Genomic DNA, 24203 nt, shown 5'->3' with positions numbered 1-24203 from the left:
GACAGTATGAATCTTACATTAAAAATTTGGAGACAGAAAGACGCTGAGACGAAGGGTAAAATGGTCGTTTATAAGGTGACCGATATTTCGGAACATATGTCTTTTTTGGAAATGATGGATGTCCTTAACGAACAGTTGGTCAATTCGAATGAAGAACCGGTGGCCTTTGATCACGACTGTAGAGAAGGAATTTGTGGTATGTGTTCTATGCAGATCAATGGGGAGCCACACGGTCCGGATAGGGGAGTTACAACCTGTCAACTTCATATGCGGATGTTCAAGGATGGTGATACCATCACAATAGAACCTTTTAGAGCAAAGGCATTTCCGGTCATTAAGGACTTAGTTGTTGATAGAAGTTCGTTCGAACGAATTCAGCAGGCTGGAGGGTTTATTTCGGTAAATACTTCCGGAAATACGCAGGATGCCAACGCAATCCCAATTCCGAAGTATGCTGCAGATGAGGCTATGGATTCTGCTACCTGTATTGGATGTGGGGCCTGTGTAGCCGCTTGTAAAAACGCATCGGCCATGTTGTTTGTAGGAGCTAAGGTGTCTCAGTATGCGCTATTACCACAAGGGCGTGTTGAAGCGACAGAGCGGGTTCTAAATATGGTGGAGCAAATGGACAAGGAAGGCTTTGGAAATTGCACCAATACAGGTGCCTGCGAAATTGAATGTCCCAAAGGCATTTCCCTAGAAAATATTGCGCGGCTAAACAGAGAGTATTTGAGTGCGAGCTTGAAGGGGTAGTTAAATAGCTTTCAAATTAAAGCTACCTTTCTGGTACTGGGGAGTTCCGGACAAATTCTTGGAGATAGTTTGAATAAATTTTGTTACATCGTATGGTTTTACGATTATATCGTTCATGCCCGATTCCAATATACTATAACGCATTTCTTCAACTTCAACAGCCGTTAGCGCCAAGATAGGCGTCGTTGTATTAAATGTTCTAATTTCCTTCGTGGCAGTTATTCCGTTGACAATAGGCATATTAATATCCATCAAGATAAGGTCAAAGCTTTCCTTTTTCGCATAGTCAATAGCAATTTGACCATTTTCTGCGATCACGCAGTTCATATTATTCTTTTCAATAATTTTCTTGGTAACTATTTGATTGATTCGGTTATCCTCTACAATTAGAATACGTTTGCCTTTTAAAAAGCTGGTGTCAAGTAAGGCCGGAACCACTTCCTTTTGATTTTCAGCCACAATGCCATATTCCAATATAAATGAAAACATGGACCCTTTCCCCGATTCACTTTTTAGGGAAATGCTGGCGTTGTCTAATTGCAACAATTTTTTAACAATGGGAAGCCCTAATCCGGTGCCTTGATATTTGTAATTGTGGTTGTCTAATTGTGAGAATTCTTCAAAAATACGCTCTTGCTTTTCGTGGGGAATTCCTATCCCGGTATCTCGAATATAAAATTTAATCCCCGTCTTATCGGTTGTTTGCTTAGTTGTTTCAGCGATGATATATATGTTACCGTCTTCAGTAAACTTACAGGCGTTACCAATAAGGTTCATTAAAATTTGTGACAGGCGTACCGAATTTCCGTAAATAAGCTCGGGCACCGAGTCGGAGATATGAATGTGAATTTCGTTGCTATTTTGAATACGCATATACTCAAAGGACGAAGCAATCTTTTTGATAAGCTCCCGCAGACTAAAGGTAGTTTGCTCATTCTCGATGGTGTTTGAATCTATTTTGTTAATTTGTAACACATCGTTGATCAGAGCCAAAAGATAGTCGGCTGAAAATTTTAGAGACTTGAGGTCCTTTAAATGACTTTTAAGCGATTTGTCTTCCAGGAGGATGGTTGTTAATCCTATAACACCATAGAGTGGGGTTCGCAATTCATGACTTATGGTGGAAAAAAAGGTGCTCTTGGCCTTGGCTAGCTTTTCACTTTCTTCTTTGGCTTTTAAATATTCTTTGTTTTTTTCTTTCAATTTTAATACCAGATCCTTTCTGTTGCGATATGCGAAAAACAATGCGACAAATAATATTAAGAAGATGGCAAATCCAATGATCAAGAAGGAATTTAAGCGACTTTTATTCTTTACTATTTCGGCCTGCAATTGGTATTGTATTTCGGCTTCTTCCACATCTTTTCGGTATTCTTCTACCTGAAAATTGGCTGAAACTGCTTCTACCTCAGAAGAGATAATCTTTTGCTGATTTTCAGCTAGAAATTCCTCATACTGCATTCGGGCGGTATATGCCTCCTTAAATTTATTTTGCTCAAATAAATTTTCACTGTAATAGTAATACGCATCTTCCAATATCAAGACTAGCTGACTTTCTTCCGCAATTTTGATAGCCTTCTTGAAATAGGCATTGGCCATATCGAATTTTTTTACCTGAAAATAGTACTGTCCTAATAGGCTTTCCAAACCGGCTTCGTAACCGGGATCTCCATAGGGAATAAACTTTTTGGCCTTTATTATATGAAGATAGGCTCGTTTAAAATCTTTATTCTCCAGCGCGGTTAAAATAGTGTTGTAATGCGCCTTTGCCAGCCCGTTCGAATCTTTCAATTTTTCGAATAGTTCGATGGATTTGTCATGATATTCAAAAGCATGGTCTGCACTATTTCCAGTAATCGAATAAATATTGGCCAGATCCATATAAGTTTGGGCTTTGGCGGTATCATTTTTGGAAAGATGTGCTTGTTTTTCCGATTTCTCGAAACTCTCCTGCGCCAATAAAGTGTCGCCTAAAACAAGATAGTCATAGGCTAAATTGCGATACCCCTTATGTTTATAATAGGGCTCATCTATTTCCAGCGCTAGCTTCAAGAGTTCAAAGTTTAGAGCAAGATCTTTGCGATAATCACCGTTGTTATAATGTTGGTTGGAAGAGTCCATCAAACGCTCAAAGCGTTCTTTCTGAATTGATTTTTCTGAATCATCGAATCCCTGCGAGAACAAGAAATTTTGTCCGCTTGCGGGGAATATAACCATAGAAAACAACAAGAAATAGAAAAATTTCTTCATTGGTTAAGTACATTTGGGGAGGGCAATATACGTTTTTTCCTACAAAAACAATAAAAAAATCAATTTAGGGCTTGACAATTAATAACTTACAATCATGCACAACATCTTAGATTCAAAACTTCCAACAATCACTACCTCAATATTTTCCGTAATGAGTAAAATGGCATCCGATTATAAAGCCCTAAATCTATCTCAGGGTTTTCCTAATTTTCAGAGTGATCCACTCTTAATCGACCTGGTTGCTAAGGCCATGCGCGATGGATACAATCAATATGCCCCCATGGCTGGGGACATAGGATTAAGAGAGGAAATTTCAAAAAAGATGAAGTCCCTATATAATAAAGTGTACAATCCAATTTCGGAAATTACCGTTACAGCGGGTGCTACACAGGCCATCTTTACAGCCATAGCGGCCGTTGTAAATAAAGGCGATGAAGTCATCATCTTTACACCGGCCTATGATTGTTATGCGCCTGCTATCCAATTGTTTGGAGGAGTTGTAATTCCAATTCAATTGCAAGCGCCAAACTATCAACCCAACTGGAGCGAAGTAAGTGCTAAGATTAGCCCAAAAACAAAACTGATCATTATAAATTCTCCCCACAACCCCAGCGGAATGGTTTTTTCTGAAAACGATATGCTTCAGCTACAGCAATTAGCCGAAAAACACAATTTATTGGTCATAAGTGATGAGGTGTACGAACATATAATTTTTGATGGTTTACCGCATGAAAGTGCTGCCAAATATACCTCACTTTCGCTACGAACCTTTATAACCGCTTCTTTCGGAAAGACCTTTCACAATACCGGGTGGAAGATGGGCTATTGTGTTGCGCCAGAAATCCTTATGAAAGAGTTTCAGAAGGTGCATCAATACAATGTATTTTGTGTAAATCATCCCATTCAGAAGGCATTGACGACCTACCTTCAAAAACCTGAGCACTACCTTCAGCTTTCGGCTTTCTATCAAGAGAAACGGGATTTCTTTCTCAACGCGATAAAAGGCTCCAGATTTAGGATAATTCCCGCTAAGGGCACTTATTTTCAGTTGTTGGATTTTTCTGAAATTTCTTCTGAAAGTGATATTGCCTTTGCCGAACGACTTACAAAAAGACATAAGATAGCAACCATTCCCACTTCAGTATTTAACGCAAATGGCGAAGATTTTAAACACATAAGAGTGTGTTTTGCCAAAACGGAAGCGACACTAAAGGAAGCAGCCGAGATACTGCGAACGATTTAATCGAAAAAAGCAATACAGAAAGTTACATCTTATCAGTTTTATCGATAATTAAATTGCAACATACAATTGAAGCGGCTGGAATACACTGTTTTAATTTATTAATTTTAGGCTAATACTTACACTAAACTAAAAACAATTTAAATTATGGACGATACAAACAGCTACAACTTGAATGAAAATGGTGATATGGCCAAATGCCCATTTATGGGTGGAACTCAAAATAAAACCGCTGGTGGAGGTACTTCAAATAGCGATTGGTGGCCCAACCAGTTGAAGTTGAATATTCTCCGACAACATACCTCCAAATCGGATCCTATGAAACCCGGGTTTAACTACGCCAAGGAATTCAAGAACCTCGATTTGAAGGCTATAAAAAAGGATCTCTACAAATTAATGACAGACTCTCAAGGCTGGTGGCCGGCAGATTACGGTCACTATGGACCACTGTTTATACGTATGGCTTGGCACAGCGCCGGCACCTATCGCATACGTGACGGTCGTGGAGGCGGTGGCTCTGGGAGTCAACGATTTGCCCCACTTAACAGCTGGCCGGATAACGGCAACCTCGACAAAGCACGCCTGTTGTTATGGCCTATCAAGAAGAAATACGGCAAGAAAATTTCTTGGGCAGACTTACTGATTCTCGCCGGTAATTGTGCCTTGGAGTCTATGGGCTTTGATACTTTCGGATTTGCCGGAGGACGTGAAGATGTTTGGGAGCCTGAGCAAGATATCTATTGGGGTTCAGAAACAGAATGGCTTGGAGATAAGCGATATTCAGGCGATCGGGAACTTGAAAATCCGCTGGGTGCTGTCCAAATGGGACTTATCTACGTAAATCCTGAAGGTCCAAACGGCAAACCCGATCCGCTTGCATCGGCTAAGGATATTCGGGAGACATTTGGTCGCATGGCGATGAACGACGAAGAAACCGTGGCGCTTATAGCCGGAGGACACACTTTCGGAAAGGCGCATGGCGCTGCTGACCCCGGCAAGTACGTAGGTAGAGAACCGGCTGCAGCAGGTATCGAAGAACAGAGTTTAGGATGGAAGAATACATTTGGCAGTGGTCATGGAGACGATACAATTACGAGTGGTATTGAAGGTGCCTGGACTCCAAACCCGATTCAATGGGATCACGATTATTTTAAAATGCTGTTCGATTACGACTGGGAACTGACTAAGAGTCCGGCCGGGGCACACCAATGGACTCCTACTGCCGCCTCCAAGGCGAGAACCGCACCGAGAGCCGGAGATGCTAGCAAGACACAAGCACTTATGATGACTACGGCAGATATGGCACTAAAAATGGATCCTATCTATGCGCCAATTTCGAGACGTTTTCTTGAAAATCCGACTGAGTTTGCAGATGCCTTTGCGAAAGCCTGGTATAAATTGACACATAGGGATATGGGCCCAATTTCGCGTTATTTGGGACCCGAAGTTCCCGCAGAAGAACTTATTTGGCAGGATCCTATTCCGGCTGTTTCTCATTCGTTAGTTACCAATGAAGATATTGCTTCTTTAAAGCACACAATTCTTAACTCAGAACTTGCTATTAGCCAATTGGTTACAACTGCTTGGGCTTCGGCAGCCACCTATCGAGACTCGGACAAGCGCGGAGGTGCCAATGGAGCTCGCATTCGTTTAAGTCCGCAGAAACATTGGGAGGTAAATAACCCTGCTGAGCTTTTAAAAACCTTGGCTGTATTGGAAGGAATTCAGAAAGAATTTAATAGCGCTCAATCTAAGGGTAAAAAAGTTTCCTTGGCAGACCTCATAGTATTAGGAGGATGCGCCGCCGTTGAGCAAGCCGCTAAAAATGCTGGTCACAATGTAGAAGTGCCGTTTACCCCCGGTAGAACAGATGCGTCACAGGAACAGACCGATGTCGCATCCTTTGCGGTTCTTGAACCGGTTGCAGACGGATTCAGAAATTATCTGAAAAAAGGACAGCAGGCTTCTGCGGAAGAATTGCTAGTGGACAAAGCACAACTTATGACACTTACGATTCCCGAAATGACAGTACTTGTTGGTGGAATGCGTGTACTAGGAGCCAATTTCGATCAGTCGAAAAAGGGTGTTTTTACAAGGGATTCAGAAAAACTAAATAATAAGTTCTTTCTAAACCTCCTCGATATGGGAACGACTTGGAAGGCGATTTCAGATGATCAAAATGTATTTGAGGGTCGTGACCGTAAAACAGGTGAACTGAAATGGAAGGGCACTCGTGTAGATCTAATTTTTGGGTCAAATTCTGAGTTAAGGGCGATTGCTGAGGTGTACGCCTGTGATGATTCGCGGGAGCAATTTGTAAAAGACTTCGTCGCTGCATGGGCTAAGGTGATGGAGCTGGATCGATTCGATCTGGCGTAGGGACAGATGTACCACTGAAAACGAAAATAATTCCTTAGCTTAGGTATTTTAACCGGAGCTAAGGAATTTAATTATTATTTGGACCACACAATTATGCAAAAAACACTTACCGTTACCATTATACAAGCAGATCTCCATTGGGAAAATCCTGTGGCGAATCGCACGCAGTTTTCAGAAAAAATCAAAAATATTTCTGGAAAGACAGATCTCATCGTCCTTCCTGAAATGTTTACAACCGGTTTTACCATGAATGCCGAAAAACTTTCAGAAGAGGACAACGGTGAGACACTACAGTGGATGATTTCCGAAGCGAAAAAAAATAACGCTGCGATTACGGGAAGTATAATCATTTCAGAAAATAATACTTTTTATAATCGCCTCTTTTTTGTGTTTCCCAACGGAACATACAAGATCTATGACAAGCGCCACACCTTTACATTGGCCGGTGAGGATAAGACCTATACGGCGGGAACACAACGATTGATCGTTGATTACAAAGGATTTAAGATCTGCCCGTTGATTTGCTATGACCTTCGCTTTCCGGTCTGGGCTCGCAATACCGAGAACTACGACCTCTTACTTTACGTAGCCAATTGGCCGGTAAAACGAATCGTCGCCTGGGATGTGTTGCTGAAGGCACGCGCCATCGAAAATATGAGCTATTGTATTGGTGTGAATCGAGTGGGACTGGATGGAACCGGCCATGAATATACAGGACATTCTGCGGTATACGATGTTCTGGGAAATTGCATTTCTACGCCCAATTTTGAAAAGGAACTTATTGAAACGGTGGTGTTAGAAAAGGAGCATATTGATACTCACCGAAAGCACCTTCAGTTCCTAAATGACCGAGATCACTTCAATCTAAATTAAAAGTTTCATTAAGACTCCAATTGGCTAAAATTTCCAATTGAACGGGGTAATAGATTATTTTTTCGGGCTGTAGTTTCGCTAAGAAATTACCGGTATCCCATATGCCATTTCGATTTTTATCCAAAACAATCCGCACATAATAATTTCCCGGAATGATATAATCAAAATACACCGTATTGGTTGCTGAAGGAATTTGTTCTGAAATTACTTTAAATTTAGGGTTCACCAGTTGTACAATTTTTGGAATCGAATCGGCAGAATTTACCGCAAGAGAAAGGGTGCCATAATCTGAAGCGACCTTCGTCCTAACAGCAAACCGTATGGAATCATTCTGTGCCTCGTAAAAATCGGTTAAAGCACCTGGAAGTAGCTGTATGACGTAGGCCTGTTCTTCGGTCTTGGGGAAGGCGATTTCGGCAAGATTATATTTGGTGTTTAGTTGTGCTGAAGCCGGAATTTGTACGGAATCCTTGTCAATGATCTTGATTTTTTCTGCATCGATAGCCACTAGAGGCGTGTTTGCGATCAGTTTTAATGTATCTCTTGGAAGTACTACTCCGGTGGTAATGGCACTCACCGAAAGCGAATCTTTATACAGATCTCGTATCCGTAGGTTTAGGCTGTCGGTCACCTCTTTATTGGTAGCAACGAAGAGCAGGGAGTCGTTTTCCACGGTTGGTTTAAACCAATAATGTAGGGTGTCTGTTTTCAGATCATGAAATAGTCTCGATTCAAATTCGGCAGCAACCTCCGATTTTAAATCGATGGATAATTCTTTTATATCCCCCTCAAAACCAAAGAGTATATGGTTTTTAGATACGTGTTTGGGCCGCGTAATGGAATATGCAGGATTTTCTTTAAACAGCGTCAGTTGATAGGTACTGTCCGTAGGAAGCGTAATCACCTGCTCTACAAACCCTATTTTATCGGTTTTTGGTTGAAAGGTATAGTCGTTATTCTTTTCTTTTAATGCCACCAGTTTGTAATTGCCCTCCTTTAAATTGGAAAGCTCGAACGTATTTGTAGTATCTCGTGTTGAAGTAATGTACATGGGTTTTTCCGAAAAGACCATCGAATCTTTGTACGTTTCGTTTACTTCGTACAGTAAAATCGTGGTAGGGCTTTCCGGTTTTGCCAGCAAGGCGTCGGCAATATTGCCCGAAAGTTTTAGACTGTCAATATAGGTTCCGGTTGAAAAAACATACTTAAAGTAATCGTATGCATTTTCTTCGTTGTTATCGACTATACTCTGTCCAAAATTGAAGGAATAGGTAGTGTTCGGCAGTAAGGTATCTGAAATTTTGATCTTGATAAATTTTGAAGTGCTCAAGGGGGTGATTACGGGAGGATACTTGAGCGGTGGGGAAATTATAAGGTTGGATTGAAGGTTTTTCAGTTTTATATATTCATCAAAATAGATTCGTATTTCAGAATCGGTGAAATTTATACTGAAATTTTCGGGAACACTTTTTACAATTACCGGAGGGATAGAATCCTTTTTTCCTCCTGAAGGGGTGCCTTTCTTGGCACAATCCACGAAAGACAGCAAAAACAGGATTGCAATTGGAATGTACAACAGGCGGTGTTTCATAAAGGCAAAAGTAGTAAGATTTTTTGAAGTCTAATCGCCATTTAAAGGATCATTTCTTTAGTGAGTTTTAGGCAATGGCTATGGTCGCGAGGCTTACTTTTGCATCGGTATTTTTTAGTAAGCGAAGGGTGCAATTTTCCAAGGTAGCTCCTGTGGTAACAATGTCATCCACCAAAAGGATGTGTTTGTTGTGTATGGCATCCAGCTGCTGTACTGTAAATTGTTCATCCACTTCAAAGCGGGTAAAACGCTTTTTAAAAACCTGCGAGTTGGTTTTGGTAATTTTGATCAGGACATCATCCCGATAAGGAACATGCAACGATTTAGCGATTTCTTTTCCGAAGCCGGCCACCTGATTGTACCCTCTTTTTTTCAGTCTTTGTTTGTGAAGTGGAACCGGAATTACCAGTTCGATTTGTTGGTAACGTGGAATTTCAGCTAATTCGGCACCCAGCCATTGACCAAAGAACGCGCTAATCTCCTCTTGCCCTTTGTATTTTAAATTGTGCAATATATGCTGAGTGAGTCCCTTTTTCTGAAATTGAAGCAGGGCAGTGGCAGATTCAATTTGGCATCTTCCATAAAAAATCTTTTTCATGGCCTCATTTCCGGTTCGGTGATGGCAGGCAAGTGGGAGTGCGTGTATACACTGTGTGCAGAGGGTTTTCTCCTCCTTTAATAGCACTTCTTGGCATCCATTACAAACCTTTGGAAACAAGATATTTAACATAATTTAATAATTTTTCTAAATTTTTACCATTTTGTAAACGTTTCCGTCTACTTTCTCGCAGTACTTTAGCACTCTAAATCTATTATAACCTTTTAATTATGAGTACAGAAAATAACAGTACAAAATTTAAAATATTAATCGGAGTACTTTCCGCATTGTTGATCGCACTAGCGGTTTATACGGTAACACTTTACAACGATAGTAAAAATACGGTAACCGGACTAGAGAAGCAAAAAACTGAAATTCAGAACGAATTGGAGGAGTTGATCACCAATTATGACGAGATTATTCAGGACAACCAGTTAAAGGACAAAGATTTGTTGGCAGCCAGAGAACGAATTGAAAGTTTGTTGGATTCTGTCAAAGGAATGGAAGCGAATATTGGTCTTATTGAGCGCTACAAGGCCGAAGTAGGTAGATTGAAAATAGAGCGCAAGATGCTGTTCAAAAGAGCAGATAGTTTAATTGCAGCTAACGAAATGTTAGCGCTTGAGCGCGACAGTACCAATGTGGTATTGAGCAATACCATTAAAGTGGTAGATTCTGTGAGTCAGAAAAACGTCGCAATGGCCGAAACCATTAAAAAAGGATCGGTAGTAAATGCGATTGATCTTCGCGGTGAAGCAGTTATTATCAGAAATAGTGGAAAAGTGGTTGATACCAAACGTTCTAGTCGCGCCGATAAAGTAAGAGCTTGTTTCACATTAACACCAAATCCAATTGCTGAAAAAGGAGACAGAACCTTGCTTATTCAGGTTATCAATCCAAAAAACAACCTCTTGGGTTCGAAGGCAACACTACAGTTAGAAGATAAGACACTTAACTATAGTACTAGTACCAAAGTGTTCTATGAGAATGAAGAATTAGATGTGTGTGTGCTTGTTGATGCCAAAGAAGAAGATCTTATTGAAGGAAGATATACCATCAATGTTTTTGACGGAGGCAAACAGGTGGCAACTACCACTATGGAGCTGAAGTAAAAAAATGATTTAAAAAAGTGAAACCGCTGCGATGTTATCGTAGCGGTTTTTTTATTTTTGCGCCATGGCAAACAACGAAGATCAATTCAAGAAGGTAATATCGCACGCAAAGGAGTATGGATACATTTTTGCGTCTAGTGAAATTTACGACGGACTTAGTGCTGTATACGACTACGGTCAAAACGGAGTAGAGCTCAAAAAGAACATACGAGAGTATTGGTGGAAGAGTATGGTGAACATGCACCAAAACATTGTTGGAATCGATGCGGCTATTTTAATGCATCCAACTACTTGGAAAGCTTCAGGTCACGTAGATGCATTTAACGATCCGCTTATCGATAATAAAGATTCAAAAAAGCGTTATCGCGCCGATGTATTGATTGAGGACTATGCCGAAAAATTGCATCAGAAAGCCGAAAAAGAAATTGAGAAAGCACGGAAACGCTTTGGTGATAGTTTCGATGAAGCCCAGTTTGTTGCTACCAACGAGCGTGTAATTCGGTATAAAACCGAACAGCGCGAAGTCTTGGAACGTATGGCGCGTTCTTTGGAAACAGAAAATTTGGCCGATGTAAAGGCGCTGATCGAAGAACTGGGAATTGCCGATCCCGATACCGGAAGTAAGAATTGGACCGATGTACGACAGTTCAACCTAATGTTTGGCACCAAATTGGGTGCTTCGGCAGATAGTGCTATGGACTTGTATCTTCGTCCAGAAACAGCCCAAGGAATCTTTGTAAATTTTCTAAATGTTCAGAAATCGGGGAGAATGAAAATTCCATTTGGAATTGCTCAAACTGGGAAGGCATTCCGCAATGAAATAGTGGCGCGCCAGTTCATCTTCCGAATGCGAGAATTCGAACAGATGGAAATGCAATTTTTTGTACGCCCTGGCGAGGAGATGAAATGGTACAATTACTGGAAAGAAACTCGGTTGCATTGGCACCTTTCCTTAGGAATGGGTGAAGAGAATTACCGTTTCCATGATCACGAGAAGCTAGCACACTATGCCAATGCTGCAGCCGATATTGAATTTAATTTTCCGTTCGGATTTAAAGAATTAGAAGGGATTCATTCCCGAACCGATTTCGATTTAAAGGCACATGAAGAATTTAGCGGTAAAAAACTTCAATTCTTCGATCATGAATTGAATAAGAATTACACACCTTATGTAGTCGAGACATCCATTGGTTTAGATAGAATGTTTCTAGCCGTAATGAGCAATGCCCTTCAAGAAGAAACCTTGGAAGATGGCAGCAGCCGAACAGTGCTTAAAATCCCGTCCATCCTTGCCCCGGTAAAAGCGGCGGTATTACCCCTGGTTAAAAAAGATGGCCTTCCGGAAATTGCACAGACGATCATCGATGACTTACAGTGGGATTACAATGTTAGTTACGATGAAAAGGATGCAGTAGGGCGACGCTATCGACGTCAAGATGCAGCCGGGACCCCGTTTTGTATTACGGTAGACCATCAAACAAAGGAGGATAATACAGTTACCATTCGCTACCGGGATACTATGGAACAAGAACGAATTGGGATTTCGGAAGTTTCTGAAAAAATAAAAGAAAGCATATCGTTTAAAATCTGGCTTAAATAGCTGGTTTTTAAAATATAATACTATAAAAGCGGAGTTTTACTCCGCTCTTTTTTGTATATCGACAATGGATATGGGGTTAGCTTTTTCACATCGGTTCATCATGCGAAGCCCATTGTAAGTGACCCAAACTTTCGTCCCATCGATACTGAATTGAGCATCCTTGTCATTCAAATTGATAGGATCTAAAAAAGTAGTTGTGTCTTCCAGTTTAAGTGTCACTGGGCAATCACCCTCAATTTGTGATACCACTACGATCGCTTTTTGATAGCCTGCATCTGTCATTTTGGAAGCTGTTGCTGCTATTTCAGCCTTAGAAAGACTATTTTCTGTTCCCTCCTTTGAGCTTTTAGTAGAGGTGCAACTCGAAACAATAGTCAACGCAAAAATTACGAGTGTTGTTTTAAGATAATTCATAAAATACGGTATTGTAAATATTGGGGTTGAAGGTACAAATAATGTGCCGTTTGGAATTGTTGTTTGAAGAGGATTAGCCCTTTTGAAGTTAATTCTCTAGTACACTAATAGGGTTTCTTTTTTGTAAAAGTCTGAAAAACAAGCAAATAAATCAATTAATTATTTTTTTTACCCTGTGGAATTTTGAAAAATAGTTATTATTTTGAAGACCCTTAAACAAACCATAAACTACTATTAACTAAACACGTATGTATGAAATCTAAAATTTCTTTATTATTAATGTTGTTTGCAGTCGTCTTTGTTACTACTGCACAAGAAAATGGAGGTGAGAAAGCCAGTTATGTTGGCAAGATCACTTCAATCGATTATGTCCCCTCTATTGCTTCCAGAGGAACCAATTTGGTTCCGGCGAATACCGAAGAAAAAGAAGCGAAGGATGGAAGATCTTCCAGAGCCCGAGCGGTAATTGGAAAGGACAAACAGACTGAAAATGATTACTTTTTTGTAAATCAGGACCCCCTAACTCAAAAATTACAAGGAAAGGCTCCTACACTGGTTTTCGATGCATATACATCGGGTTCACAACCAACCGATCCTTCTATGGCGGTAGGGCCTGACCACGTGATTGTGGTATTTAATACTGGTTTCAGAATTTTCGATAAAGACGGAAACCCATTGACCGGACAAATTTCTCCGAATCCAACAATTTTCCCAAATGGAGGTTGCTGTGATCTTACTGCTTCGTACGACTCGGCGGCAGATAGATGGGTGCTTTCGTTCTTAGGGGGAGGTGCACAGGTAGCCGTTTCGGACGGACCAGATCCAATTAATGATGGATGGTATAACTACAATGTGCCTCAAATTTCAGATTACCAGAAACTTTCTGTTTGGAGTGATGGGTATTATATCACAGAAAATACAGGAAGTGCTAACAAGGTTCATGTCTTAGAGCGTGATCAAATGTTATTGGGAAATGCAGCCGGACTTCAGTCTTTTAACTTACCCGGTATTGTAACGAGTGGCTTCCACAGTCCACAGGCGTTAAACGTTACCGATGATACGATGCCGGCTCCCGGAAATTGTCCAATTATCTATATGCAAGATGATGCTTGGGGCGGAGTGACCACAGACCATATTAAGGTTTGGACTATCAATGTTGACTGGGCTACACCAGCTAATTCAACTGTTTCTGCTCCAAATGAATTAACGACAACTCCTTATATTTCTGTATTTGATGGAGGTAGTTTTTCAAACTTGACCCAACCGGGTGGAGCTACACCAATTGATGCGTTACAAGCTACTATTATGAACCAAGCTCAATTTAGAAAGTTTGGAAGCCATAACTCAGCGGTATTCAACTTTGTGGTAGACGTTGATGCTACTTCCGGCGAACATGCCGGAATTCGATGGTTCGAATTGCGTCAAACAGGAGATGGACAACCGTGGAGTATCCACCAAGAAGGAACCTATACAGCACCTGATAATAAGCACGCATGGCACGCCAGTATGATGATGGACGTACAAGGAAATATTGGAATGGGATATACCGGAATGACCATTGATCCTAATGACCCAAATCCTGTACGTGTAAGTTCGTATTACACAGGGCGATTTGCGAATGACCCTATCAATACCATGACTATAGCCGAAGAGTTAATCGCCAATGGAAACCAGAATATTCCAGGATTGCGTTATGGAGACTACAGCAAGATTGATATTGACCCATTTAACGACAAGACCTTCTGGTTTATCAACGAGTATATGAATTCAGGTCGTAAAGGTGTGGTGGGAGTGTTCCAAATTGCACCTAACTTTAACAACGACTTGGGCGTTGTAAATTTAGTCAGCCCTGTTACCGGGACACTAACCAATTCAGAAACAGTAACGGTTACTATATTTAATTACGGGCAATTGCCTGCTACAGGATTTAACGTAACATTCCAAGTGGATGGCGGCCCGGTAATTTCGGAACCCTATGTAGGTTCTATTCCGTCTTCTACAACGGCTCAGTTTACCTTTGCTGCGACAGCAGATTTATCGAATGTAGGACAGACCTATACCATTACAACTGGGACTGTTTACGGAGCCGATGAGGACAACTCAAATAATTCAATTTCGGTAGATGTTACGCATTTGCAACCAAACGATATTGGAGTAATCGCTATTACCTCTCCTACTTCAGGAACCAATTTGTCGAATGCTGAACCAATTACCGTTCAAATTAACAACTTTGGAGGGGCAACTCAGACAAATTTCGATGTGAGTTATGATCTAGACGGAAATGTAGTAAATGAAGTAGTGCCTGGTCCCTTAGCCGGAAACTCTTCAATGTCCTATACGTTTGCTCAAACGGGTGACTTTTTCGCTTTTGGTTCATATAACCTGAGCGCTACCACTTCCTTGGCAGGAGATAGTGATACGACGAATGACGCTACTTCCGTTGTTATTAACAATGCGAACTGTACACCATCTATGGATTGTTCGTTTGGAGACGGATTCCAATTGTTTAGTGTGACCGATATCAACAACCCATCTGGTTGTGAAGGATATGCAGATTTCACCAATTTGGTCGCCAATATGGAAGCCGATACCACCTATGATCTAACTGTAACCACCGGTTATGGAGATCAATTTGTAAAGGTTTGGATTGATTTTAATGATGACTTTATTTTCACTGCCGATGAAGTAGTTGTAGATAACTATGAAATCGCAAGCGGTCAGGGATCCGGTACGTATACCGAAACCATGGATTTAGTAGTTCCGGCGGGAGCTGCTGCCGGACAGCATATTATGAGAGCCAAAACCAATTGGAATGCTCCGGTGCCCAACGATCCTTGTGACGAAACTACTTACGGAGAAACAGAAGACTATTCGGCCAATATTGGATCTTTAGGTGTTAACGACAACCTTTTAGAGGATGCTCACTTTAGTGTTATTGAAACGGCGAACAATATCTTTGATGTTACCTTGAGCAATACAAGTTTTGATGACAAATTGGAGCTTCAAGTGTATAATATCTTAGGTCAGAGAATGTTGTACTACCGTGTTGAAAAGGAAAATAATATGTATCAATATCAACTGGATATGTCGTACGCATCAAGTGGCGTTTACCTTGTAAAACTAGGAAATGCAAATGGAGGAAAAGTTAAACGAATCGTCGTTAAATAATTTTTTCTGAATTACATTCCATTTCATAAAAAAGAGCCCTCAAGCAATTGAGGGCTCTTTTTAGTTTAAAAGAAGGCTCTTAGCTGAATGCTTCCGGTATGAATAGTAGCAGATTCTTTACTCTTTCTTCCGAAGTAGGAAAGGTTGGCATCTAAATACTTTGTGATTCGTTTCTGAAGCAACAGACTCCAGGTAAAATTTACGCCCGGCTGAAGCCCTTCCAGCATTTGATAGGCTACCGGAGAGAATGGGCTTCCGGTAAATGCATTGTCTATATAATTGAATTCACCATTCAATGAAATTTTTTGCACATTGCTATAGGCAAATGAGAATCCTAATTTTTGTTGCTCTAGCGCCTCCATTTCACCTATGGTATTGTCTTCATTTAAAAAACCGTAGAACACATCAAATCGTGTTTGCGCATTTAATAAATAGGAAATCTTAGGGGCTATTTCATAATTTTCCAATTCGTAGTTTCTGGCCGTAAAGTTTTCAGAAGTACTTTCATTACTGCCAAGAGTTCCTTTTAGGTTGAGGAGCCAACTTTCCCAAAATTTATGGTTAAAGTTCAATTGATGGCTTTTTAATCTGTTTTGCTGAAGTCCTAATGACAATAAATTATCACTTGAAGAAGAAATATAGGTATAACTCGTTGTGTATTTCTGCCTGCCGCGATTAAAAAAAAGCGCATTTCTAAAATTCAACACCAGTCCCAATTGATCATCACCCCCATCTTCAAAGGGGTTAATATTGAAGGCATCATTTTTACGTCGCACTTTTCGGTCTAATACATAAGAAGTCTGGTTGTAAAAATGCGATAGGAACTTTTTAAATCCGGTGGCGTTTTCCCAAGTCCTAGGATTTAAGGTGAGGATCTGACTCAATTTATTTTCCCGAATTTTTACAAACACCTGATTGGGAAGCAGTACTCGGATATATTCTGCCTCATCCTGGAATTGAGCTACTTCAAACTCCCCCAAGTCCTGAATGCCGTCGTTGTTGTAGTCGATCCAGGTGAAAATTCCTTCCCCGGGTTCTACCTTTACATAGGTGAATTCTTGTTGTGGAATCACCCCGTTATTGGCAGATATAGCAGTATTGATATTGATACCGCCCTTGAGTAAATTCTGGTTGTACAACAATCGCGAGTTCAATGATTTTTCATCTTCATTGGTCCCAAACGCATCTTTTAAAACCCGATAATTGGCAAAGATCGAAAGCTGAGTGTTTTGAGTGTTTATGAGTCGCGACTTGGCGAAAAAGGTGTTGGATGTATTTACCTTTTGAAGGAACCCGTTCCGAAGGCTATCGTTCACTTGAAACCGGTAACCGGCTTCCACATAAACATTGGTGCTGTCCCCTTTTCCGGCAAACAGTTCGTAGGCACCATACTTCTGACTGTTGAAAGTAAGGCTGTCCGTGGGGATATTCCGAATCTGATTATCCTCCAAACTAAGCTTGCCACCTACCCATGCTTTATGAAACGAATAGGCCGTGTTATTGTGAATTCGGATAAATTTCGAGTCCAAGGAATCTCCGGTTCCTTTTAAATAGCTCGCATTGGTTTGAGATGCTAATTTTCCGAAACGCAGGTGGGTAGTAACCACATGACGATTGCCACTGTAGTTTTCCGAGAATTCCAATTTCTGAAATTCGTACGTTCCACCCCCTATTTTTGGATGTTGAAGTTCAACGCCTGATATTAGAAAGGTCTGGTTGCCCATGGGGGATACCAAATTCCAATCGCGGCCAAACTCCACATTATAGACCCGCTCCACATTTCTGAAATCCTTGTTTACAAAATCAACCGAAGCAATCCCGTCTATTCGCAAACTGTCTGTTGAGGTAAATAATCGTTGTTTTCCTGAAAGCCTTCCTGCAAAACCATCATTATTTCCATCATCTAGATCAGAGAAAAGGTTTAGGTCCCTTTTGCTGCCGGCCAATTCGAAATCTATAATTGTCTTCTCGGAAGGATGGTAGCTCCCCAACACACCTCCAATTTGCAGTTTGTTAGGTGCCGTGAGTTGGATAATGGGTTCGTAATTCCCCTGGGGCAAGCCTCCAACCGGAGGTATGTATTCGAAAATACGACTAATGGCACTGTTATCACTTATCACATAATTCCCTTGGTTATCCCCTACCAAAGTAAAGCGCACATTGAATAATTCGTCGTTGGGATCATTTGAAAAAACAAAGACCTCAATCCCGTTTATCGTTTCTTTCTTATACAGAATTTTATTTTCTGAATAGGTATCAGGAACCGCCGAAGGAGCCGTCATATTTTCACGATCATCACCGGCAGCCTGTAAAATAGCTACCTGCTCTTCCGATAGATTTTGTTGTAATGGTTGGTTTTTCGAATCACTTTCAGAATAGACATACACGCCCACATCGAAGCTGTCATTACTGTATTTTCCACCTCCATAGCCAATAAACCGGGTATAATTTCTATCGGTAAACTGATATTCCACCGTGATCCTCATATTTGCGGTAATAGGATAGGTGGGGTTAAATTTTAGCTCTCCGGCATTGTAATCAATCACATAATCTTCATTCTCCCCTCGGTTAAGGAGTAGGCCATTCACATAGACTCGTTCACTCCCCGAAACAATAAGAATAAATAATTCTCCATTCGGACCAATCAATTTATAGGGTCCCTGATTACCCTCCTGACCGGTAAATTTACTTTCGGCAAAAACCCCGCGTACCAATGCTCCTGCTAAAAACGCACTGGTCTTAGATCCATCTTGATGCGTGAGCGTTCCGCCCAATGAAATACCCTGTACTTTTTTATTGAATTTTCCGAAATAACTATCCTGATTTTGTAGATCTACATCCCCGGCTCGGATATTCCAATTAGCTCCGTAAAGCTCCATAAAAATTTGATCAAATTCATCCAAACTTTGAGAATACCCCCCTTCCTGAGTGGGGATATTAGCATCCTGAATAGACGCTCGAATGGACACCTTATCACTTAGCTTTCCTGTAATTTGCAGATCGAGTTCCGAATTTACCACGGCGTTTTGATTGTTTCCAATAGTAACACCTCTGGAAATACTTCCCGCCGTACTAAGTCCGTCAAATGGGGTAAATTCTCGCTGCGTGGTACTTTCCTCAAGCGAATACAATTTTTCGATGGCTCCGGTATTTTCAACAATTATTTTTGGGTCGAGACCAAAATAATCTTTGGTTAAAAAGTCGGGATACCTAAGATATGCTATGTTGATAGAATCATGCATTCCTTTGGCCTTTTCAGAAAGAATTAGAATCGAATTTTTGAAATCAATCTGGTAGTCGAGAGAATCGATTAGATTTCCGGCTCGGTCTAAAATTTGAAATCGCGCCGAATTAATACTCACACTGTCAATTACAATGGTATCCTGTACGGCAACTTTTTTGCTTCGGAAATTAGAAGTCGCGTCTTGCGCATAGCCAAAGCCAACAACAAAAAGCAGAAAAAAAGAAAGACACAACTTCATTAGGTATACAACTTAACACAAGGCCGTTTATTTTGTTGATTGTTTTTTAAAATCTTTTTGGCGATGTTCCCTGTAAAAATACAATGTTATTTAATTTAGTAGTTCAAATTGAAAAGTACTTCCATGAAGATTATTTCGTACAACGTCAATGGCATACGAGCAGCCATGAAAAAAGGTTTTATCCAATGGCTTCAAGCCTCAAATCCCGATGTGATCTGTATTCAGGAGACCAAGGCCATGCAGGAACAGGTCGAGATCACCGAAATAGAGAATGCGGGATATCCCTATCACTATTGGTACAGTGCCCAAAAAAAAGGCTATAGTGGAGTAGCTATTTTTTCGAAAATCGAACCCAAGCATGTGGAATATGGTACCGGGATTGATTATATGGACTTTGAGGGACGGAACATTCGGTTGGATTTTGATCAATTGTCCGTGATGAGTCTATACCTTCCCAGTGGAACAAATATGGATCGACTGGATCACAAACTAACCTATATGGCCGATTTTCAACAGTATGTCAATGCCTTGAAGAAAGACATTCCAAATTTGGTGATCTGTGGCGATTATAATATTTGTCACAAGGCAATCGATATACACGATCCAGTTCGAAACGCCAAAGTTTCGGGCTTTCTACCTGTAGAGCGAGAATGGCTGGGTAATTTTATTGACAGTGGCTTTATCGATTCCTTCCGCCATTTCAATAAAGAACCTCATAATTATACGTGGTGGAGCTATCGCGCCAATTCGAGAGCCAATAACAAAGGCTGGCGTATCGATTACAATATGGTTGCCCAACCCCTGCAAGAAAATCTAAAACGCGCCGTTATATTATCGGAGGCGGAACACAGTGATCACTGTCCACATATGGTAGAATTCCAATTTTAAGTGAATGGGATTTCCGACTGATTTTTTTACACATTTGAAGCAATACAACTATGTCGAGATCAAAGGAGGCTTAGACCGAATCACCTTTCTCGAAATTTGGATGGTGGCAGTGGGAGAACGTGTTTTCGCCAGAAGCTGGAACAAAAGTGAACGCAGTTGGTTTACTGCATTTTTAGAAACAGGAGTTGGAGAACTGAAATACGGACAAACGGTTCTGAGTGTTTCCGGGGTGAAAGTGGAAAAAGAAGATAAAATACAACCATTCGTTCACGATGCATATCGCAAGCGATTTACCGAAAAAGAAAATATCTATTACGTCGATGGAATCACCCAACCCGAATACGAGGCGTATACGATGGAATTTTTTACCAAATAAAACAAACCTACTATGAAATTGATGTTACAAAAAGCTTTCTTCGGAATTGCACTAGCAAGTCTTTTGACTTCCTGTGTTTCTTCACAAATTTACGACGACCTGAAAAGTAAGTACGACTTGTTAAAAACCGAAAACGAATCACTCATGTCACAATTGGATGCTTCGGAAGGCAATGGCGATCGATTTACCGTGGCAAATCTGCGCGAGGAGATTGAAAAGCTCAATGCAGAGAAAAGTAGATTGGCAATGGAATTGGCCGCTTCCGAAAGCAATTACGAGCGACTAAAAACTTCCTACGATGCATTGGAAGCGAACAGCTCTTCGGCCTTGACAGAAAACTTAGAACGAAACAGAAAATTGCTACGGCAGCTGGAAGAAAAAGAAAAAACATTGGCCTTGGAAAGTTCCCGACTTGAAAAGCTCAAAAAGGATCTTGCCGCTCGTTCGCAGCGCGTGGAAGAACTGGAAGGGATCATTGCGGCAAAGGATGCAAAAATGAACGCCTTAAAAAATGCAATTTCAGCAGCATTGACAAATTTTGAAGGTAACGGCCTTACCGTAGAACAACGCGATGGCAAGGTGTATGTGTCCATGGAAAATAAGTTGTTGTTCGACAGTGGAAGTTGGGCTGTGAATGACAGAGGGCGTGAAGCGGTTGTCGCCTTGGGGAATGTCCTAGCTCAAAATAAAGAGATTGCAGTGCTCATTGAAGGGCATACCGATAATGTGCCATACGGCGGAAGTGGCAATATCACCAATAATTGGGATCTTTCCACCAAACGAGCAACGGCCATCGTTTCTATTTTAACTGAAAACTCAGGAATTCCTAGAGATAATCTCACGGCGGCCGGACGAGGGGAATATGCCCCTATCGCTCCCAATACCACCTCCGAAGGAAAGGCAAAAAACAGAAGAATAGAAGTCATTCTCACGCCAAAACTGGATGAGATTTCCAAATTGCTAAACGAATTGTAATTCCGCTAAAATACTTTCTTGGCCGTTGTTGAGAAATCTTGATATGAAATATACCACCCTTACGAATACCGATCTTAAAATAAGTAAAATTTGCCTGGGAACCATGACCTGGGGGCAGCAAAATACAGAAGACGAAGGCCATGCACAGCTTGACTTTGCCATTGATAAAGGAATTAATTTTATCGATACGGCCGAAATGTATTCGGTGCCGGGAAATCCTAAGACACAGGGAAGTACCGAACGAATTATTGGTAGTTGGCTCGCCAAAAAAGGAAACCGTAGCAAGGTTATCCTTGCTTCCAAAATTACGGGGCCCAATCGTTTTTTTGAACACATCCGCAAGGACCTTAATTTCAGTAAAGCATCTTTGGAAGATGCCATTCATAAAAGTCTGACCCGGCTACAAACCGATTATTTGGATTTATATCAGCTGCATTGGCCGGAGCGCGGCGTTAATGTGTTTGGGGTACGAGATTATAAGCACAATGCAAAATGGGAAGATAACACTGGCCAGATTATTGAGCGGCTGCAAGGCTTTGTAAAGGAGGGTAAAATACGCCATATTGGACTGTCCAATGAGACACCTTGGGGGTTGATGCGATATATGGAAGAAGCCAGAAACGGCGTATTAAAAATGGTTTCGGTACAAAACTCTTATAATCTCCTAAACCGAAGAGACGAAGCGGGCCTTACGGAGGTAGTACTTCGTGAAAATGTAGCGTATTTACCCTATTCTCCCTTAGCGTTCGGGGTGCTTTCAGGAAAATATTTAAACAATCAAAAACCTTCAGACGCCCGAGTAACATTATTTCCAAATTATAGTCGGTACAGCGGTGACGGTTCGCTAAAAGCGACTAAATTATACTCAGAAATTGCTAAGAAACACAATCTTAGTTTACCACAAATGGCGCTGGCCTTTGTGAGGCAACAACCTTTCGTTACTTCTACGATTATCGGAGCTACCTCTTTGGCACAGCTTTCAGAAAATATAGACAGTGTAAACGTACGCCTTTCAGAAGAAATTTTAAGAGAGATCAACGATGTACACAGCCGGTTTCCCAATCCGGCGCCTTAACCAAATAAATGCCGCACCAGGTCGTGTACCTTGGTTACTTTTATAATGTTGATGGTATAATTTTTTCGTTCGATCTTACAGTATTTCGAGATCACTATGCTTCCGAAGCCCAATTTTTCTGCTTCCAAAATACGCTGATCTACCCGAGTGACCGCCCGCACTTCTCCGGCTAAACCTACTTCGGCGGCAAAGCACATAGACTTATCTATGGCCACATCGATATTGGAAGATAGCACGGCGGCCACAACTGCCAGATCGATGGCAGGGTCGTCCACTGTGATGCCTCCGGTAATATTTAGAAAAACATCCTTGGCTCCTAACTTAAATCCGGCCCGTTTTTCCAACACCGCCAAAATCATATTAAGTCGCTTTGCATTATACCCAGTGGCACTGCGCTGTGGGGTACCATAAACAGCGGTGCTTACCAGAGCTTGTATTTCGATCATCAACGGGCGCATGCCTTCGAGTGTCGCCGAAATAGCTGTTCCACTGAGGTCTTCCTCATTTTTGGAGATAAGTATTTCGGAAGGATTTGCTACTTCTCGCAAGCCGCTTCCCTGCATTTCGTAAATTCCCAGTTCGTTGGTGCTTCCAAAACGGTTTTTATTTGCGCGAAGGATACGGTAGATATGATTGCGATCTCCCTCAAACTGGAGCACGGTATCTACCATATGTTCCAAGATCTTGGGGCCGGCAATATTTCCATCCTTGGTAATATGCCCAATCAAAATGACCGGAGTATCGGTTTCCTTGGCAAATTTGATCAGTTCGGTGGTGGTTTCTCGTATTTGTGAAATACTTCCGGCACTGCTTTCAATAGAATCGGTGTGTAAGGTCTGAATAGAATCGATCACGACGATGTCGGGCTCAATTTCTTCGATCTGGCGAAAGATATTTTGTGTCTTTGTTTCGGTAAGAATATAACAAGTTTCTGAATTTGGATGAATGCGTTCGGCTCTCATTTTAATTTGCTGGGCACTTTCTTCACCCGAAACATACAAGGTTTTATAAGGTAGTTGCAAGGCGATTTGAAGCATCAACGTACTTTTTCCAATACCGGGTTCACCTCCTAATAAGGTTAGTGATCCGGGCACTAATCCGCCACCCAGCACCCGATTGAGTTCGTTGTTCTTGGTATCAAGGCGCGCTTCGGCTGCAGTAGAGATTTCACTTATCTTTTGAGGTTTTGAGGCGCGCTTCGAGCTGCTTTCCGACTTCCAGGCTACTTTTTCGGCCTTTTGAATAATCTCCTCGGCAATGGTATTCCATTCTTTACAAGACGTGCATTGTCCTTGCCATTTGGCAAATTGTGCCCCACAGTTTTGACAAAAATAAGACGATTTTGTTTTAGCCATAATACATTCGCTAAATTACTTATATTTACCACAAGAATTGTTACCCTCAATGCAAGTAAGATTACTTTTTTTCA

The 24203-nt window shown here is 41.2% G+C and carries 17 protein-coding genes; 11 read left to right on the top strand and 6 right to left on the bottom strand.

The window, feature by feature from the left end:
- The first annotated feature begins 6 nt into the window (after positions 1–6).
- Entirely contained in the window at positions 7–753 is a 747-nt protein-coding gene (locus K8F54_RS08605; protein ID WP_290789565.1) for a succinate dehydrogenase/fumarate reductase iron-sulfur subunit, read from the top strand.
- On the opposite strand, the gene K8F54_RS08600 is transcribed toward K8F54_RS08605, so the two are convergent.
- Entirely contained in the window at positions 754–3003 is a 2250-nt protein-coding gene (locus K8F54_RS08600) for a response regulator (RefSeq protein WP_290789562.1), read from the bottom strand. It lies immediately after the preceding gene.
- Positions 3004–3097: 94 nt separating this feature from the next.
- On the opposite strand from K8F54_RS08600, the gene K8F54_RS08595 reads away from it, so the two are divergent.
- The 3 genes from K8F54_RS08595 to K8F54_RS08585 all read left to right on the top strand — a co-directional run bounded on the left by K8F54_RS08595 (position 3098) and on the right by K8F54_RS08585 (position 7495).
- Positions 3098–4246 (top strand): methionine aminotransferase, encoded by a 1149-nt coding sequence (locus K8F54_RS08595; protein ID WP_290789558.1) that lies wholly within the window; start codon positions 3098–3100, stop codon positions 4244–4246.
- Between the two features lie 144 nt (positions 4247–4390).
- Positions 4391–6622, top strand: a complete 2232-nt coding sequence (gene katG, locus K8F54_RS08590; RefSeq protein WP_290789555.1) for a catalase/peroxidase HPI — start codon at positions 4391–4393, stop codon at positions 6620–6622.
- Positions 6623–6715: 93 nt separating this feature from the next.
- A complete protein-coding gene (locus K8F54_RS08585; protein ID WP_290789552.1) occupies positions 6716–7495 on the top strand; it encodes an amidohydrolase in 780 nt (259 codons plus the stop codon).
- Here K8F54_RS08585 and K8F54_RS08580 read toward each other — a convergent pair.
- Both K8F54_RS08580 and K8F54_RS08575 read right to left on the bottom strand, forming a co-directional pair.
- Positions 7482–9086, bottom strand: coding sequence for an Ig-like domain-containing protein (locus tag K8F54_RS08580; RefSeq protein ID WP_290789549.1), 1605 nt, complete (start codon positions 9084–9086; stop codon positions 7482–7484). The genes K8F54_RS08585 and K8F54_RS08580 overlap by 14 nt on opposite strands.
- A gap of 67 nt (positions 9087–9153) precedes the next feature.
- Entirely contained in the window at positions 9154–9816 is a 663-nt protein-coding gene (locus K8F54_RS08575; protein ID WP_290789546.1) for a phosphoribosyltransferase family protein, read from the bottom strand.
- Positions 9817–9914: 98 nt separating this feature from the next.
- Between K8F54_RS08575 and K8F54_RS08570 the strand changes: the two genes are divergently transcribed.
- Positions 9915–10796 carry a hypothetical protein gene (locus K8F54_RS08570; RefSeq protein ID WP_290789544.1) on the top strand — a complete coding sequence of 294 codons (882 nt, stop codon included), beginning with the start codon at positions 9915–9917 and terminating at the stop codon, positions 10794–10796.
- Positions 10797–10860: 64 nt separating this feature from the next.
- Positions 10861–12396 carry a glycine--tRNA ligase gene (locus K8F54_RS08565; RefSeq protein WP_290789541.1) on the top strand — a complete coding sequence of 512 codons (1536 nt, stop codon included), beginning with the start codon at positions 10861–10863 and terminating at the stop codon, positions 12394–12396.
- 36 nt (positions 12397–12432) lie between these two features.
- On the opposite strand, the gene K8F54_RS08560 is transcribed toward K8F54_RS08565, so the two are convergent.
- Positions 12433–12810 carry a hypothetical protein gene (locus tag K8F54_RS08560; protein ID WP_290789538.1) on the bottom strand — a complete coding sequence of 126 codons (378 nt, stop codon included), beginning with the start codon at positions 12808–12810 and terminating at the stop codon, positions 12433–12435.
- A gap of 252 nt (positions 12811–13062) precedes the next feature.
- Here K8F54_RS08560 and K8F54_RS08555 point away from each other — a divergent pair, with 252 nt between their 5' ends.
- Positions 13063–15978, top strand: coding sequence for a GEVED domain-containing protein (locus K8F54_RS08555; protein WP_290789535.1), 2916 nt, complete (start codon positions 13063–13065; stop codon positions 15976–15978).
- 65 nt (positions 15979–16043) lie between these two features.
- Here the strand turns inward: K8F54_RS08555 and K8F54_RS08550 are convergent, their stop codons facing one another.
- Positions 16044–19460, bottom strand: a complete 3417-nt coding sequence (locus K8F54_RS08550; protein WP_290789532.1) for a hypothetical protein — start codon at positions 19458–19460, stop codon at positions 16044–16046.
- A gap of 123 nt (positions 19461–19583) precedes the next feature.
- Here K8F54_RS08550 and K8F54_RS08545 point away from each other — a divergent pair, with 123 nt between their 5' ends.
- The 4 genes from K8F54_RS08545 to K8F54_RS08530 are packed head-to-tail and all read left to right on the top strand — an operon-like array spanning position 19584 to position 22774.
- On the top strand, positions 19584–20348 hold the full coding sequence (locus K8F54_RS08545) for an exodeoxyribonuclease III (protein ID WP_290789529.1): 765 nt from the start codon (positions 19584–19586) through the stop codon (positions 20346–20348).
- A gap of 4 nt (positions 20349–20352) precedes the next feature.
- Positions 20353–20724: a DUF2255 family protein gene (locus K8F54_RS08540; protein ID WP_290789526.1), complete on the top strand. Its 372-nt coding sequence runs from the start codon at positions 20353–20355 to the stop codon at positions 20722–20724.
- 21 nt (positions 20725–20745) lie between these two features.
- Positions 20746–21699, top strand: a complete 954-nt coding sequence (locus K8F54_RS08535; protein ID WP_290789986.1) for an OmpA family protein — start codon at positions 20746–20748, stop codon at positions 21697–21699.
- Between the two features lie 43 nt (positions 21700–21742).
- On the top strand, positions 21743–22774 hold the full coding sequence (locus K8F54_RS08530) for an aldo/keto reductase (protein ID WP_290789523.1): 1032 nt from the start codon (positions 21743–21745) through the stop codon (positions 22772–22774).
- Here the strand turns inward: K8F54_RS08530 and radA are convergent.
- On the bottom strand, positions 22771–24129 hold the full coding sequence (radA, locus tag K8F54_RS08525; protein WP_290789520.1) for a DNA repair protein RadA: 1359 nt from the start codon (positions 24127–24129) through the stop codon (positions 22771–22773). The genes K8F54_RS08530 and radA overlap by 4 nt on opposite strands.
- Between the last annotated feature and the right edge of the window lie 74 nt (positions 24130–24203).

The organism is Altibacter sp., from assembly GCF_019913785.1.
Lineage (GTDB): Bacteria > Bacteroidota > Bacteroidia > Flavobacteriales > Flavobacteriaceae > Altibacter.
This window is presented reverse-complemented; position numbering and strand designations above follow the sequence as displayed.